14 protein-coding genes are annotated in these 14,964 nt (G+C 59.2%); 7 read left to right on the top strand and 7 right to left on the bottom strand.

The window, feature by feature from the left end; translation table 11 throughout:
• Window positions 1–109 precede the first annotated feature (109 nt).
• Window positions 110–874 (top strand): gamma-glutamyl-gamma-aminobutyrate hydrolase family protein, encoded by a 765-nt coding sequence (locus ACN0TS_RS10115; protein WP_417259233.1) that lies wholly within the window; start codon window positions 110–112, stop codon window positions 872–874.
• Here ACN0TS_RS10115 and ACN0TS_RS10110 read toward each other — a convergent pair.
• Window positions 871–1,335 carry a GNAT family N-acetyltransferase gene (locus ACN0TS_RS10110; RefSeq protein WP_417259232.1) on the bottom strand — a complete coding sequence of 155 codons (465 nt, stop codon included), beginning with the start codon at window positions 1,333–1,335 and terminating at the stop codon, window positions 871–873. The genes ACN0TS_RS10115 and ACN0TS_RS10110 overlap by 4 nt on opposite strands.
• 46 nt (window positions 1,336–1,381) lie before the next feature.
• Between ACN0TS_RS10110 and ACN0TS_RS10105 the strand changes: the two genes are divergently transcribed.
• The 6 genes from ACN0TS_RS10105 to ACN0TS_RS10080 all read left to right on the top strand — a co-directional run bounded on the left by ACN0TS_RS10105 (window position 1,382) and on the right by ACN0TS_RS10080 (window position 7,712).
• Window positions 1,382–1,840 (top strand): methyltransferase family protein, encoded by a 459-nt coding sequence (locus tag ACN0TS_RS10105; protein WP_417259231.1) that lies wholly within the window; start codon window positions 1,382–1,384, stop codon window positions 1,838–1,840.
• Between the two features lie 112 nt (window positions 1,841–1,952).
• Window positions 1,953–3,524, top strand: a complete 1,572-nt coding sequence (locus ACN0TS_RS10100) for a Re/Si-specific NAD(P)(+) transhydrogenase subunit alpha (protein ID WP_417259230.1) — start codon at window positions 1,953–1,955, stop codon at window positions 3,522–3,524.
• A 13-nt stretch (window positions 3,525–3,537) separates the two neighbouring features.
• Window positions 3,538–4,965, top strand: coding sequence for an NAD(P)(+) transhydrogenase (Re/Si-specific) subunit beta (locus tag ACN0TS_RS10095; RefSeq protein ID WP_417259229.1), 1,428 nt, complete (start codon window positions 3,538–3,540; stop codon window positions 4,963–4,965).
• A gap of 152 nt (window positions 4,966–5,117) precedes the next feature.
• Window positions 5,118–5,834 carry a cytochrome c biogenesis CcdA family protein gene (locus ACN0TS_RS10090; protein WP_417259228.1) on the top strand — a complete coding sequence of 239 codons (717 nt, stop codon included), beginning with the start codon at window positions 5,118–5,120 and terminating at the stop codon, window positions 5,832–5,834.
• Between the two features lie 19 nt (window positions 5,835–5,853).
• On the top strand, window positions 5,854–6,276 hold the full coding sequence (locus ACN0TS_RS10085; protein ID WP_417259227.1) for a thioredoxin family protein: 423 nt from the start codon (window positions 5,854–5,856) through the stop codon (window positions 6,274–6,276).
• A gap of 146 nt (window positions 6,277–6,422) precedes the next feature.
• The gene (locus ACN0TS_RS10080; protein ID WP_417259226.1) at window positions 6,423–7,712 is read left to right on the top strand and encodes a DUF3422 family protein; all 1,290 of its coding nucleotides are present in this window, start codon (window positions 6,423–6,425) and stop codon (window positions 7,710–7,712) included.
• On the opposite strand, the gene ACN0TS_RS10075 is transcribed toward ACN0TS_RS10080, so the two are convergent.
• From ACN0TS_RS10075 to ACN0TS_RS10050, 6 genes are all read right to left on the bottom strand, one after another.
• Window positions 7,645–8,709, bottom strand: coding sequence for a YeeE/YedE family protein (locus ACN0TS_RS10075; protein WP_417259225.1), 1,065 nt, complete (start codon window positions 8,707–8,709; stop codon window positions 7,645–7,647). The two genes, ACN0TS_RS10080 and ACN0TS_RS10075, sit on opposite strands and share 68 nt — an antisense overlap.
• A 221-nt stretch (window positions 8,710–8,930) precedes the next feature.
• Entirely contained in the window at window positions 8,931–9,854 is a 924-nt protein-coding gene (locus tag ACN0TS_RS10070; protein ID WP_417259224.1) for an ABC transporter permease, read from the bottom strand.
• Window positions 9,855–9,864: 10 nt separating this feature from the next.
• A complete protein-coding gene (locus tag ACN0TS_RS10065; RefSeq protein ID WP_417259223.1) occupies window positions 9,865–10,872 on the bottom strand; it encodes an ABC transporter permease in 1,008 nt (335 codons plus the stop codon).
• 82 nt (window positions 10,873–10,954) lie between these two features.
• Entirely contained in the window at window positions 10,955–12,655 is a 1,701-nt protein-coding gene (locus ACN0TS_RS10060) for a peptide ABC transporter substrate-binding protein (protein ID WP_417259222.1), read from the bottom strand.
• A gap of 78 nt (window positions 12,656–12,733) precedes the next feature.
• The gene (locus ACN0TS_RS10055; protein WP_417259221.1) at window positions 12,734–13,726 is read right to left on the bottom strand and encodes an ABC transporter ATP-binding protein; all 993 of its coding nucleotides are present in this window, start codon (window positions 13,724–13,726) and stop codon (window positions 12,734–12,736) included.
• Window positions 13,719–14,723, bottom strand: coding sequence for an ABC transporter ATP-binding protein (locus ACN0TS_RS10050; protein WP_417259220.1), 1,005 nt, complete (start codon window positions 14,721–14,723; stop codon window positions 13,719–13,721). Before ACN0TS_RS10050 ends, ACN0TS_RS10055 begins: the two co-directional genes overlap by 8 nt.
• Window positions 14,724–14,964 lie beyond the last annotated feature (241 nt).

Genomic DNA, 14,964 nt, shown 5'->3' with positions numbered 1-14,964 from the left:
GCCTGTCGTGCGGAGGTGATGTTTTTGCGATCTCACTGTCAACTGTATGGATTTGGCCCTTTTCCTCGCCGCTCAAGTCGGTAGGCTACGCGCGTCAAAGGAGGCATTCATGGCGCGACCCGTTGTTGGAATTATTGGGAATACCGACCTGTTAAACGGGACATATCCCGCGTTTACAGGGGGGCAGATGAACGCCGAGGCGATTTCCGATGTGTCGGGCTGTCTGCCGTTGTTGATCCCTGCGCATCCGCGTTTTGTCAGCACCGAGGAGTTGATGGCGGTCTGTGACGGGTTCTTGTTCACGGGGGGGCGGCCTAATGTGCATCCCGAGGAATATGGCGAGCCCGAAACGGAGGCGCATGGCGCGTTTGATCGCTGCCGTGATGCCGTGACCTTGCCGTTGATCCGTGCCTGTGTCGAGGCGGGGCAGCCGTTTTTGGGGATTTGCCGTGGCTTTCAGGAAGTGAACGTGGCGATGGGCGGCACGCTCTATCCCGAGATTCGCGATCTGCCGGGGCGGATGAACCATCGGATGCCGCCCGAGGGCACCATCGAGGAGAAATTCGCGCAGCGCCATATCGTGCGTTTGGCCAAGGGCGGCAAGTTCGCGCAGGTGTTCGGCGCTGATGAAGTGATGACCAACACGCTGCACGGGCAGGGGATCAAGCAGCCGGGCAAGCGGATTGTTGTCGAGGGCTACGCGCCGGACGGGACGCCCGAGGCGATTTATGTCGAGGGGGCCAAGGGCTTTACGATGGCTGTGCAATGGCATCCCGAATGGCGGGCGGGCGAAGATCCCGTGTCGCGGCCTTTGTTCGAGGCTTTCGGTGCGGCGGTGTGGGAGTTTGCGGCGGAGCGGCGTGCGCAGGCTTAAAGTACTTTGAACATCCTGAAATTGTCGATGCCCACGCCGTCGCGAATGACGGTTTGGCGGGCGTCCGTCACCCAACCGCGCTTGGTGAAAAATCGCTGCGCGAGGTGAGAGGCCTCGGTGGTCATGATCTCGAGGCCAAGAGCGCGGGCGGTGAATTCGCAAGCGTCATAGAGTGCGGTGGCGGTGCCTTTGCCCATGTCCTCAAGTGCGACATAGGCGAAGTCGATGTGCCCGTCGTGACCCATGGTGAAGAACCCCGTGATGGTGTCGCCCGTGGTGGCACAGATGGCAAAGCCTTCGGTCAGTTGGCTGCGCCAAGTGTCGGGGTCACGGGGGCGCGGCGGGGCCCATGCGGCGCGTTGGGCCGTGTCATAGAATGCGCCCGTGCCGCCATGCACTGTGCGGTGGAACAGAGCGTAGCAGGCATCCGCATCGGAAGGGGTTAGGGGCCGTAGGTTCATATCTCCCTCCTAGCGCGACGCGGCGCGCTCGCCTAGAGTGGTTTGCATGGAAACCCGTATCAAATTCTCCCTCGACTATCCGCCCGTTTGGCTCGTCGGATTCATCGCACTGGCCTATCTGACTCGGAATGTGATTGGGTCGTTAGCGCAAACAGAAACAGTGTTGGCGCTATCATATCTGTTGATCGGGATTGGTGTCGGATTGATGTGTGTGGCCGCTTTTACCATGTGGCGGCATAAAACCACTTTTATTCCACATAGATACCCGCAACGCCTCGTGACCACGGGCATCTTTCGTTACTCGCGAAACCCGATTTACCTCGGAGATGCCTTTACACTTGTTGGCTTTTCCTTACTTTACGGCAGCATTATTGGGCTGCTCTCGGTTCCTGTCTTTATGACGGTGATCTGGTGGCGGTTCATTCGTAAGGAAGAAGAAAAACTCAAAGGATCGTTCGCACAAGACTACGATACTTGGGCAAAGAAAACGCGCCGCTGGATGTGACCTCCCGTCACAGAGTGATGATTGGTCGAGCAATAATGTTGCGCTACAATCCTCGCTCTGTGTAAGAAGACGTTCAGATTAAGCGCATTGGACTGGGGAAAAGGACAAACTCGTGAAATTCGGTGTTCCTAAGGAAGTGTTCGAGGGAGAAGCGCGTGTCGCGCTGACCCCCGATAGCGCCAAGCAAATTCAGAAGCTTGGCTACGACGTGGTTGTGGAAACGGGTGCGGGTAAACGCGCCGGTTTCTCTGACGCGGATTACAAAGAGGCGGGTGTCGAGGTGGTGAAAACCGCAGCCGCACTTTGGAAGGCCAGCGACATCGTCGCCAAGGTCCGCCAGCCCGATTCTACGGAACTCAAACGCCTGCGCAAAGAGCAGACGCTGATTTCCTTCTTCAACCCTGCGGGGAATGAAGCAGGCATGGAAGCCGCCAAGAAATCCGGTGCCAATGTCATCGCGATGGAAATGGTTCCACGGATTTCTCGCGCCCAGAAAATGGATGCGCTGTCCTCTATGGCCAATATCGCGGGCTACCGCGCTGTTATCGAAGCAGGCAACAACTTTGGCCGCTTCTTTACAGGTCAGATCACCGCTGCGGGTAAAGTGCCGCCCGCCAAGGTGCTCGTCGTGGGTGCCGGTGTGGCAGGTCTTGCCGCGATCGGGACATCGACCTCGCTCGGCGCGATTACCTATGCGTTTGACGTGCGGCCCGAAGTGGCTGAACAGGTCGAATCGATGGGCGCGGAATTCGTCTACCTCGACTTTGAAGAGGAGCAACAGGACGGCGCGGCCACGGGCGGTTACGCTTCTGTTTCTTCGCCTGAGTTTCGCGAAGCCCAGCTTGCCAAGTTCCGTGAGTTGGCCCCCGATATGGACATCGTGATCACCACGGCGCTCATCCCCAACCGCGAAGCTCCCGAGCTTTGGACCGAAGACATGGTTGCCGCGATGAAACCGGGTTCGGTGATCGTCGATCTGGCTGCTGAAAAGGGCGGCAACTGTAAGCTGACCGTAGCGGACGAGAAAATCGTCACCGATAATGGCGTGACCATCATCGGCTACACCGATTTCCCATCGCGCATGGCGGCACAGGCCTCGACGCTCTACGCCACCAACATCCGTCACATGATGACCGACCTGACCCCAGAGAAAGACGGTCAGATTGTTCACAACATGGAAGATGACGTGATCCGTGGTGCGACCGTGACACATGCGGGCGAAATCACCTTCCCACCACCTCCTCCGAAAGTGGCGGCGATTGCAGCCAAGCCTAAAGAGGTTGTGCCTGAACTGACTGCCGAAGAGAAACGCGCCGCTGAAGTGGCCGCGTTCAAAGCGCAGACGAAACAGCAGGTCACGCTGATTGCGGTGGGGGCTGTGTTGCTTCTGTCCGTGGGTCTTGTGGCTCCTGCGAGCTTCATGCAGCACTTCATCGTATTTGTGCTGTCCGTGTTCATCGGCTTCCAAGTGATCTGGAACGTGTCGCACTCGCTGCACACGCCGCTGATGGCTGTGACCAATGCGATCTCCTCGATCATCATTTTGGGTGCATTGATGCAGATCGGCTCTGGCTCGTTCTTGGTGATCCTGTTGGCCGCCTTGTCGGTCTTTATGGCAGGTATCAACATTTTCGGTGGCTTCCTCGTCACACGGCGCATGCTTGCCATGTTCCAGAAATCGTAAGGAGATCGGGATAATGGAATTCGGATTTACAACAGCGGCCTATGTGGTCGCAGCCGTCCTCTTCATCCTCTCCTTGGGAGGTCTGTCGGGACAAGAAAGCGCAAAACGCGCTGTATGGTATGGCATTGTCGGCATGGCCTTGGCCGTGTTTGCAACGATCATCGGACCAGGCTCTGGGCTGTGGCTTTTGTCACTGATCCTGATCGCGGCTGGTGGAGCTATCGGCTATATGGTCGCGACACGCGTCCAGATGACCGAGATGCCACAGCTTGTGGCCGCGATGCACTCGCTCGTCGGTCTGGCAGCGGTCTTTGTCGGCTATAATGCGCATTTGGTTATGGGGCAGGTCGCGGGTCTGCACGGTGGCGAAGACCTCGGCACCTTTGCCGCACTCGTCGCGCACAAGTCTCCGGTCGAGTTGAACATTCTCAAGGTCGAGCTGTTTTTGGGCATCTTCATCGGGGCGGTGACATTCACCGGTTCCGTGATCGCCTATGGCAAACTGGCGGGCAAAGTCTCCTCCACGGCCAAGAAACTGCCTGGTGGTCATGCGCTCAATGCGGGTGCGGCTGCGCTCTCGCTGATCTGCCTGATCTGGTATTTCAACACGGGCGGCTTCTTCCCGCTCTTCGTGATGACCTTGGCTGCGCTGTTCATCGGTTATCACCTGATCATGGGCATCGGCGGTGCGGATATGCCTGTCGTGGTCTCCATGCTCAACTCCTACTCTGGCTGGGCGGCTGCCGCGATCGGCTTCTCGCTCTCCAATGATCTCCTGATCGTTGTGGGCGCACTGGTTGGCTCCTCGGGCGCGATCCTGTCCTACATCATGTGTAAGGCGATGAACCGGTCTTTCATCTCGGTCATTCTGGGCGGCTTCGGCGGCACGAGTGGTCCGGCGATGGAAGTCGAGGGCGAACAGGTGGCTATTGACGCCGATGGTGTGGCAACGGCACTTAACGAGGCCGACAGCGTGATCATCGTTCCGGGTTACGGCATGGCCGTGGCGCAGGCGCAAGCTGCTGTGTCGGAGCTGACCAACAAGCTGCGCGCCAAGGGTAAGAATGTGCGTTTCGCCATTCACCCCGTGGCGGGCCGTTTGCCCGGTCACATGAACGTGCTGCTGGCCGAGGCCAAGGTGCCTTATGACATCGTGATGGAAATGGACGAGATCAACGAGGACTTCCCTGACACAGACGTGGTCATCGTGATCGGCTCCAACGACATCGTGAACCCCGCAGCCCAAGAAGATCCGAACTCCCCGATTGCGGGTATGCCGGTTCTCGAAGTCTGGAAAGCGAAGCAGGTCTTTGTCTCCAAACGCGGGCAGGGCACGGGCTACTCGGGTATCGAGAACCCGCTGTTCTACAAAGAGAACACGCGCATGTTCTATGGCGACGCTAAGGACAGCATGAACGCGCTGTTGCCAAAGCTCGACTAAGGCAAGTGATCAAACCAAAGTCAAAGGGCGTCCCATGTGGGCGCCCTTTGTTGTTTCCGCCTCCCTTTTGTTACAACGCCCTGACACCCATGTGAGGCGGCGTCAGGGGATCGTTGGGTGACAGTGGTCACGCCCTGCGCCACATTATGCGCATGGACATTTTACTCGCATATGGCGCGGGACTGCTGACGTTGATTAACCCCTGCGTTTTGCCGATCCTGCCAATCATTCTGGCCACGTCTCTACAGGCGGGGCGCATCGGACCTGTGGTTTTGGCGGCGGGGATGAGCGTCTCCTTCGTGGGCTTTGGCCTGTTCGTCACAACCATCGGCTATTCCATCGGCCTCGACCAAGAGCGCCTGAGCCAGATCGGCGCGATCCTCATGGTGGTCTTTGGCCTGATCCTGTTGATCCCGCCCCTGTCGGCGCTCTTTACCCGCGCCACATCGTCCTTCGCCGCCCGCGCTGATGCGCGTATTGATAGCGTCGATCGTTCTGATCCTGTCGCAGGGCAGTTTTTCGCGGGGCTGCTCCTCGGCATCGTGTGGAGCCCCTGCATCGGGCCAACGCTTGGCGGGGCCATTGCCCTTGCCTCCCAAGGCGAAGGGCTGGGCCAAGCGGCGCTGATCATGGTGGGCTTTGCGATGGGGGTCTCGACGCTGATCCTCGGCCTGTCTTACGGCGCACGCTCGGCGCTGCAACGTCGCCAAGCGCTGATGCGCCGTTTGGCTGACAAATCCCGTCCGATCCTTGGCGCGGTGTTCCTCGCCGTTGGCCTGATGATCCTGTTCCGCATTCACCACATGATCGAAGCATGGGCGGTTCAATCCCTGCCTGCATGGCTGATTGATCTCTCTGTCTCGCTCTAATTCCCGAAAGGAAACGCACATGAAACGTCGTGACTTTATCCTGACTGCCGCAGCCGCCACGGGTGCGCTCGCGTTCTCGCCCGTGGGCGCAACCGCCGCGCCGATGGCCTTCACCCCCGGCCTTGTGGCCAAGGAACTGGCCGCGGGCAAAACCGTGTTCCTCGACTTCAAAGCCTCGTGGTGTACGACCTGTGCAGCACAAGAGCGGGTGATCAACGCGCTCAAGGCCGCCAACCCCGCCTATGAGCAACATATCACCTTTATCGACGTCGATTGGGACGACTACGGGCGTCACGCCTTTACCAAGGGTTTGAACATTCCGCGCCGTTCCACATTGGTGGTTCTCAAAGGCGAACAGGAGCTTGGCCGTATCGTTGCCCAGACGGGTGAGAGCGAGATCAAGGCGTTGATGGACACCGCTTTAGACGCCGCCGGGATGTGAGTGCGGGGCGCCACAGGGCTGTGGCGTTTCTGCCAGTATACGATTGTATTCCCTCAAGGCATTGATAATGCGACAAATACGCCCTTTGAGATGAGGGGCCTGGCCGCTATGGTTGCGAAAAGATATTGCACCAAAGGCGGCCCGACATGGCACCACTTTGTGATCACCCGCGCCGCTACGAGCTGGCCAACGAACTTCATGCCCGCCCTTTCCCACGGGTCCAGTCGCCAGGACAGGCGGCCTATCTGGCGATCCGTGCGGAGGGTGATGCCGCGCGTCGAGATCGCAGCCTTGATCGCGCCCATCTCATCGCGCTTCTGGATCGCTACGGAGCCGCGCACCCCGCGCCCGATGCCACGCATTACATGGGCGAGATCGGCAAATACCGTCTCAAATGGGAAAGCCATACCGAGTTCGTGACCTATACCGTTTTTGCCGACGGGGTCGGGGAGCGGGCCTATGACAAGTCGGACTTTGAGGTCTTCCCCGAAGACTGGCTTGAGGAGGCTCCGGGTCAGCGGATCACTTCCGCGCTGATCCGTATCGAGCCTGCCGACAGTCATGAGGTGATGAAAGAGCGCCTGAGCCAGTGGTTCGAGCATGAAAGCCTTGCCGTGGCGCATGTGCTTGACGAGGCGCTTGTGGTGGCGTCGGATTTTCGCATCGACGAGGCGGGGCATATGCGCTTTGCCGTGTTCCCGCGTCCCGATACAGGTGAGCAGCGCATTGGCCGTGTGGTGCAACGGCTGTGTGAGATCGAAACCTACAAGGCCATGTCGATGCTCGGCCTCGTGCAGGCGCGTAAAGTCGTGGCGGAGTTGGCCGAGATCGAAACCGAACTGTCACGTCTGATGGCGGCGATGTCAGAGGAGGGTGCGGATGTGGCCGAGGACGGTTTGCTCGATGATATTTTGCGTCTGTCCACGCGGATCGAGACGCTTGTGACGCGGACCAACTTCCGCTTTGGCGCGACGGGGGCCTATGAGGCGATTGTGACGCAGCGCATTGAGGTGCTGCGCGAGACGCGGTTTCACGGGCGGCAGTTGTTCAGCGAATTTATGATGCGCCGTTTTGATCCTGCCATGCGCACGGTGAAAGCCGCCGAGCGACAGCTCGACGGCGTGGCAGAACGCGCAGCACGGGCGGCAGATTTGCTGCGCACGAAGGTGGATGTGGCGCGACAGGCGCAGAACCAAGCTTTGCTGTCGTCGATGGATCGCCGCGCCGATTTGCAACTGCGTTTGCAAGAGACGGTCGAGGGGCTGTCGGTCGTGGCGATCAGCTATTACGCCTTGGGCCTTGCTGGCTATGCGGTCTATCCGTTTCTGGAACCGCTTGGCCTGACAAAGGGGATGGCGCTCGCGATCCTTACGCCGCCTGTGGTGCTGATGATGTGGCTTGGTCTGCGGCGGTTGAAGAAACACCATCTCCAATAAGGCGGGCGGTCAAGGCACCGCCGACACCGATGGAGAGGAGCGCCAAGACTGCCGCGATGGACAGTGTTGGCACGCCTGACAGGCCTGCGCCGATGGTGCAGCCGCCTGCAAGCACACCGCCCACGCCCATAAGCGCCGCACCGCCAAGGTAGCGGCCCGTTTGTTGGGGGGAGGAAAAGCTCTGCCACTCAAAGCGGCCCGAGATGAGCGACAGGACCAATGCGCCTGCGATCACGCCCCCCAAGAGACCCACGCCAAAGCCTGCTGGAATGGCGCTTGAAGCGACGGTCCAGAATAGGGCTTCGGTGGCGGGAGAGGTGAAGGAGATGCCTTCGAGGGCGATGGGGTCGAATTCGTCGAACAGGACGTAGCCCGTGCCGATCCATGCGGCGGGGACCAACAGGCCGATGAGCGCACCGAGGAGGAGGTTGCGGCGGTTATCGGCAAAGCGCCACGCGGCAAGGGCTGCGGCCCCTGCGATGAGTGCGGTCCAGATCAGCGGCGATCCGGGCAGGGCGGCGGAGGAGAGCGGCAGGGTGACGCCAGAGAGCGCGGTGCGGATCGGGGTCAGCACGCCTTTGAGGGTTGCATGGGCGATCACCGCAAAGGTCAGCAGCACCAGAACAGCCCGCAGGTTGCCCGTGCCCGCCAGAACCGTCAGACGCGCGACGCAGCCGCGTGTCAGCACCATGCCCGCGCCAAAGATCAGCCCGCCGACAGCGATGGCCACAACGGGAATATCCGCGACCATGAAGCGATGTTCGTCAAAGGAGATCAGCCCTTGGGCTACGGCGAGTTGCGTGCCGATCACGGCTGTGGCCAGACCGGCGAGCCAGACACCAGCCGCCGATTTGCGTTCGTGAAGAGGGCCCGCGATGGCGCGGCGGAAACAAAAGCGCGACACTTCGGCCATGGCACCAAAGGCGAGGCCGATGAGAAGGCCGAGAAGGATGGAGGCTTCGCGGGGCGAGATGTCTAGTCCAAGCTGTTCATACATAGCGCGTCTTCTTCTGATGCAGGATTTTGTCCCACATAGAGGGGAATCCGCGGCAGGATCAAGAGGCGGAACAGGTCGAAAGGGCGCAATTGCGAGAATATTGTTCCTTGGCGCTGCACGCCACGGGACAGCGTTCGTGGGCGGCGGCGTAGCGGCAAAACAAACGCAAAGTGCGCCCTGATGAGGGGCGCACTTTCGGTCTTATTTGAATGTGTGCAGGTCTAGCGGCCGCGAATCCGTGGATCGAGCGCATCGCGCAGCCCGTCACCGATATAGTTGACCGACAGCACCGTAAGCGAGATCGCCAAACCGGGCCAGATCACCCGCTCGGGGTATTGCTGGATCATGTCCTTGGCGTCGAACAACAGCCGTCCCCATGTGGGATAGTCGGGTGGAAAGCCGAGGCCGAGGAACGACAGCGCACTCTCGGTGATGATCGCATTGGCGATGCCGAGCGTGGCCGAGACCATGATGGGCGACATGATGTTGGGCAGGATATGACGCGACACCACACGGCGGCTCGGCGTGCCGATGGAGCGGGCGGCCAATACGTATTCGCGTTCCTTGAGAGCCAGAACATCGCCGCGCACAATCCGCGCCGTTTGCATCCAAGAGGTGATGCCGATGACAAAAACGATGAGAATGAAGATCCCCATCTCAAGGCCGAAGACTTTGCGCAGCGGATCGCGGAACAACATGATGATGACGAGCAGCAGCGGCAGCAGTGGCAGGGCCAGAAACAGGTCGGTCAGGCGCATCAGCAACCCGTCGAGACGTTTCCAGTAGCCCGCAATCACGCCGACAAATGTGCCCACGACAAGAGAGAGCAGCATGGCGGTGAGGCCCACGGAGATGGAGACCTGTCCCCCTGTGAGCATCCGCGCGAGGATGTCGCGACCCAGTTGGTCCGCCCCGAAGGGATGCGCCCATGACGGGCCTTGGTTACGGGCGCGAATGTCGATGTAGCTTGGATCAATGCGCCACAGGTAGGGGCCGAGATAGACAGCGGCGACAATAAAGACAAAGAAGATCAACCCTGCCATTGCGCCTTTGTGGGTTTTGAACTGATCCCAAACATCCCACCACTGATTGCGTGGGGGGCGCGGGGTCTCGGTTGCGGGGGTGAGGACGGGGGTGTTGCTCATGACTCTCTCCTCAATCGTAGCGGATGCGCGGATCAAGGATGCCGTAGAGGACATCCGCGATCAGGTTAAACAGGACGATGAGCACCGCGAAGATAAAGGTCACGGTTTGCACCATCGGCGCGTCGGAGGCGTAGATCGCAGTGATCAGGAGCTGGCCAAGGCCGTTCACCTGAAACACCTGCTCGGTGATGATCGCGCCGCCAAAGATGTTGGGCACGCCGAGGGCGATAACGGTCACAACGGGGATCATCGAGTTGCGCACAACGTGTTTGAGAACCACAACCTGCTCGGACATCCCCTTGGCGCGGGCGGTGCGCACGTAGTCCTGGTTGAGGTTGTCGAGCGTCGAAGCCCGCATAAAGCGCGAGACCTGTGCGGCGTTGTAGAGCGTCAGCACAAAGACGGGCATGGCCATCTGTTGGAGTTGTTTGACGAAGCTGGACCAGTCATTGACCACGAGGGTGGTGTCGTAGATCGACGGGAACCATCCAAGGATAACCGAGAACACGACGATCAGAAGCACGCCCGAAAAGAAGGTGGGGATCGAAAAGCCGATCATCGAAATAAACGTCCCGATCTGATCGAACCATGAATACTGGCGGTAGGCCGACAGGATGCCGATGGGCAGGGCGATCAGGGTGGCAAAGACATAGGACAGGCCGATGACCCACAGCGTTTGCGGCAGACGTTGGTAGACGGTGTCCATCACGGGGGCGCGGTTCTGAAACGAGATGACGCGCTGCATACCTTCGGAGAAGTCCGTGCCGAAGATGCTGTCCCACATCACCATTGGCTCGACGATGAAGAACTGTTTGAGCCAGTGCAGGTAACGGATGTGGACAGGCTCGCCGAGGCCGAGCGCCTCGCGCATCCGCTGTTTGACCTCATCAGGTACGGTGAGCGGAATGGAGGACATCGGATCGCCAGGCGCGAGGTCCAAGAGCATAAAGATCACCAAAGAGATGAACAGAAGCGTCGGGATGGATAGGAGAAGCCGACGGATCGTGAAATTGAGCATGTGTGACGCCTCGGTTCAGGTCTTTGTTCGGGGTGGAGGGAAGGGGTGCCGCGCAAACGGCACCCCTCGATGGTAGGGTAGCTTACTTGACGCGATACCAATCAGCGGCATTCCAAAGCTCGGAATCCCATGTGTTGAGGATCACACCGCCAAGGGCGTTGGAGCGACCGGACACACGACCACGGTCAACCAGTGGGATGATGGCATACTCTTGCATCAGCATGTCGTTCATCGCTTTGGCCAGTTCGGCGCGTTTCTCCAGTTCGCCTGTGCCTGCCATTTCGGCAACCAGTGCGTCATACTCTTCGGAACAGAAGCGTGGCATGTTGTTGCCCTGCCATTGTGTTTCAGGACGTGGAGCCTGCTTACACTCCCAGTTGGCCATATAGGCTTCAGGGTCTGTGCCGTCGAAGTTGTTGGCGTACATTTCAACGTCCGCAAAGAACTTCTGGAACGTGTCAGGCGAACCTGCATCGCCGCCAAAGAATACGGAACCGTCGATGTTGCGCAACTCGGTTTCTACGCCGATTTCAGCCCACCACTGTTTGATGATCGCTTGGAAATCCTGACGCACCGCGTTGGTGGAGGATTGGAACAAAAGGGCAAGTGGTTTGCCGTCTTTTTCGCGGATGCCGTCACCATCGGTGTCGACCCAGCCAGCCTCTTCGAGGAGGGCTTTGGCCCCTTCGATGTCTTGAACGAGGCAGGCGTCGTTTGCGGTCGAGTTGTAGATCGCAGGAGCCGGCAGAACGTTACAGGTCGGACGACCTGCGGTGCCGTAGCCGATCTCGGTCAGAAGCGCACGGTCGATGGCCATAGAGAGCGCTTTACGCACTTTGATATCCGACAGGATGGGGTGCGGATGCGCAGCGGTGGCGCGCTCGTCGCCCAACTCGGGTGACGGATCGGTGAAGTTCACCATGATGCGCTCAACGAGCGTCCCGAAGGCGGAGATCACCTTGCCTTTGCCCTTGCTTTCCATATCGGCAAGCACATCGGGGGCCAGTTGCAGGTTCCATGCGTAGTCGAACTCGCCTGTTTCCAGAACGGCACGGCCAGCAGCAGCGGCATCACCGCCCCCTTTGAGCGTCGCGGTTGCAAACGCGGGTTTTGCAGGGTCGCGGTAGTTCGGGTTGGCAGACAGGGAGGCTACGTCGTTGGTTTTGAACTCGTCAACGACGAAGGGGCCTGTGCCGATAGGTGCGAAGTTTTCGTCTGTGCAGGACGCCATTGCGGAGCCTGTGCAGTTTTCAAACTGGGCTTTCTGGATGATCGGGGCCTGAGCGCCGACAAACGGACCGTAGGGGAAGGGCTTGGCAACGCCGAATTTGACCACAACGGTCAGATCGTCAGGCGTCTCAACGGCGACCACGTCGTTGTATTTCTCGGACTGCGAGCAGCCGCCACCCTCAGAGGTGCAATATTCCCAAGTGAATTTGACATCCTCGGAGGTCAGGGGCTTGCCATCGGACCATTTCAGGCCCTCTTTGAGCTTCCATGTGATCTGCATCAGATCTTCGGAAACGCCGCCGTTTTCAACCGTCGGAACGCTCTCGGCGAGGTATGGCACCATGGCGCCGGTTTCGTCGTAGCGTGCGAGAGGCTCAAGCACGAGCGAGGCAGCTTCGAGTTCTTTGGTGCCGCCCGACAGATAGGGGTTCATCGACGAGGGGGCTTGCCAATAGATGATGTTGAGGTGGCCATCGGCCCCGCGTTCCGCGAAAGCCGCTGGGGCGAACGCAAATGCTGCGGCGGCGCCCAGTAGGGTTGCTTTGAAATTCATAGTTTAACCTCTCCTTGTTGGTTCTTCGTGTGGTGCATCCGGCCTCTTTGGATAGAGGCTCTTTGCTATGGTTATGTGTTACATTTGGTGCAGGTGGCAGGCCGACATATGACCCGGGGCGACCTCGACCACCGGCGGCTCCTGCGTTTTGCAAATCTCCATCACCTTCGGGCAGCGGGTGCAAAAATTGCAACCCTGCGGCGGGTTTGACGGGGAGGGCACATCGCCCTGCAATATGATCCGCTCGACCTTTTCCTCGACCCACGGGTCGGGTTCGGGCACGGCGGACAGGAGGGCTTGAGTATAAGGGTGTGCGGGCGTCTCATATAGACGCTCGCGGTCAGCCAGTTCGACGATCCGCCCAAGATACATCACCGCCACGCGGTCGGCGATGTGGCGCACCATGCTCAGGTCGTGCGAGATGAACAGATAGGTCAAGCCCAACTCTTCTTGCAGGTCTTCGAGCAGGTTCACCACCTGCGCCTGAATAGAGACGTCGAGGGCGGCAATCGGCTCGTCGCAGACGATGAATTTCGGATTGAGCGCAAGCGCACGGGCGATGCCGATCCGCTGACGCTGACCGCCTGAAAACTCGTGCGGGTAGCGGCCTGCAAAGTCGCGGTTGAGACCGACAGCATCCATCAATTCCAAGACCTTGGCCCGCTTTTCGGCGCGGCTCATCTTGGTGTGCTCATCAAGCGGCTCCCCGATGATGGAGGAGACCTTCATACGCGGGTTGAGCGAGGCTTGCGGATCTTGGAACACCATTTGCATCGTGGTGCGCATTTCGCGCAATTCGGGCTGCGGCGTGTCGCCGATCTCGCGCCCGTCAATCACAATCGAGCCTTCGGTGATGTCATAGAGACGCAAAATCGCCCGTCCTGCGGTCGATTTCCCACAGCCGCTTTCGCCGACAAGTCCAAGGGTCTCGCCCTCATAGATGTCGAACGAAATCCCGTCGACGGCTTTGACTTCGCCTACACGTTTGCGCAACAGGCCCGCGTGGATGGGGAAGTGCATTTTCAGGTCACGAATTTCGACCAGAGGTGTCTTTTCGCCCGCATCAAGCATTGCGTGGTCCTCCCGTCTCGAAGTCATAAAAACAGGCTGCATCGTGGCCGTTATCCAGATCGAACCGCGGCGGGTTCTCGTGGTCACACCGCTCGAAACGATAGGCGCATCGGTCGCGGAAGGGGCAGGCGGTCGGGTGCGCGTGCAGGATCGGCGGTTGGCCTTCGATAACCAAAAGACGATCTTCGCGCTCGCTGCGCACACTCGGGACTGTCTGCAACAGGGCGCGGGTATAAGGGTGAGCAGGGGCCTTGAACAACTCGCGCACGGGCGCATGTTCGACAATCTGGCCGCCATACATGACCAAAACGCGGTCGGCGATTCCTGCAACCACGCCGAGATCGTGAGTGATCCAGATCACCGCCATGCCGAGTTTTTCACGCAGCTCGTGCATCAGTTCCAGAATTTGCGCCTGAATGGTCACGTCGAGCGCGGTGGTCGGCTCGTCCGCGATCAACACTTCGGGATCACAGGCCAGCGCCATTGCGATCATAACCCTCTGGCGCATCCCGCCCGAGAATTGGTGTGGATAATCTTTGAGACGGCGTTCGGCATCGGGAATGCCCACAAGCTCCAACAGTTCCTTGGCTCGCACGCGCGCTTGCGCCTTGTCCATCCCCATATGTTTGCGCAGCGGCTCCATCAATTGAAAGCCGACGGTGAACACGGGGTTGAGCGAGGTCATGGGGTCTTGGAACACGAAACCGATCCGCGCGCCGCGAATGGCCCGCAATTCGTCCTCGGAGGCGGTCAACAGGTTTAGGCCGCCAAAGCTGACGCCCGTTCCCGTGACCTGAGCAGGCGGGGAGGGGACAAGGCCGATCAGCGACATCATCGTCACGGATTTGCCCGATCCACTTTCTCCTACGACACCTAAAAGTTCACCGGATTTGAGAGAGAAGGTGACGGAGTTCACGGCGTGAACGGACCCACCGCGTGTCTCAAACACGCATGTCAGGTCCCGTACATCTAATACGGAAGCGGCCCCATCGGCCATATGTGAATCCCCCAAGTTATTATACTTGTTAGTTTTTTATTATCTCGCACCTGTTTTCAGGCATCGAATTAGATAAACGGTAGCAGGTTGACGCAATGGGGCAAGGGGTGACGTGACGATTATTTGATTTTTTAATCTTTTGGTAAATTAATAGGCATGTGTGCTTGACGAAGGGCAGGTAGGCGCTCAATTTGAGCAAGAATAGCATGGATCCAGATGCCACACTTGCAACGCGCCCGAT

The organism is Celeribacter sp., from assembly GCF_048266405.1.
GTDB lineage: Bacteria > Pseudomonadota > Alphaproteobacteria > Rhodobacterales > Rhodobacteraceae > Celeribacter.
The sequence above is the reverse complement of the archived record's forward strand: the minus strand, read 5'-3'. Positions and strand labels throughout refer to the sequence as shown.

Excerpts from the sequence above, each read along its gene's own strand:
- ACN0TS_RS10115 (WP_417259233.1), top strand. The coding sequence starts at position 110 with ATGGCGCGACCCGTTGTTGGAATTATTGGGAATACCGACCTGTTAAAC.
- ACN0TS_RS10110 (WP_417259232.1), bottom strand. The coding sequence starts at position 1,335 with ATGAACCTACGGCCCCTAACCCCTTCCGATGCGGATGCCTGCTACGCT.
- ACN0TS_RS10105 (WP_417259231.1), top strand. The coding sequence starts at position 1,382 with ATGGAAACCCGTATCAAATTCTCCCTCGACTATCCGCCCGTTTGGCTC.
- ACN0TS_RS10095 (WP_417259229.1), top strand. The coding sequence starts at position 3,538 with ATGGAATTCGGATTTACAACAGCGGCCTATGTGGTCGCAGCCGTCCTC.
- ACN0TS_RS10090 (WP_417259228.1), top strand. The coding sequence starts at position 5,118 with ATGGACATTTTACTCGCATATGGCGCGGGACTGCTGACGTTGATTAAC.
- ACN0TS_RS10085 (WP_417259227.1), top strand. The coding sequence starts at position 5,854 with ATGAAACGTCGTGACTTTATCCTGACTGCCGCAGCCGCCACGGGTGCG.
- ACN0TS_RS10080 (WP_417259226.1), top strand. The coding sequence starts at position 6,423 with ATGGCACCACTTTGTGATCACCCGCGCCGCTACGAGCTGGCCAACGAA.
- ACN0TS_RS10075 (WP_417259225.1), bottom strand. The coding sequence starts at position 8,709 with ATGTATGAACAGCTTGGACTAGACATCTCGCCCCGCGAAGCCTCCATC.
- ACN0TS_RS10070 (WP_417259224.1), bottom strand. The coding sequence starts at position 9,854 with ATGAGCAACACCCCCGTCCTCACCCCCGCAACCGAGACCCCGCGCCCC.
- ACN0TS_RS10065 (WP_417259223.1), bottom strand. The coding sequence starts at position 10,872 with ATGCTCAATTTCACGATCCGTCGGCTTCTCCTATCCATCCCGACGCTT.
- ACN0TS_RS10060 (WP_417259222.1), bottom strand. The coding sequence starts at position 12,655 with ATGAATTTCAAAGCAACCCTACTGGGCGCCGCCGCAGCATTTGCGTTC.
- ACN0TS_RS10055 (WP_417259221.1), bottom strand. The coding sequence starts at position 13,726 with ATGCTTGATGCGGGCGAAAAGACACCTCTGGTCGAAATTCGTGACCTG.
- ACN0TS_RS10050 (WP_417259220.1), bottom strand. The coding sequence starts at position 14,723 with ATGGCCGATGGGGCCGCTTCCGTATTAGATGTACGGGACCTGACATGC.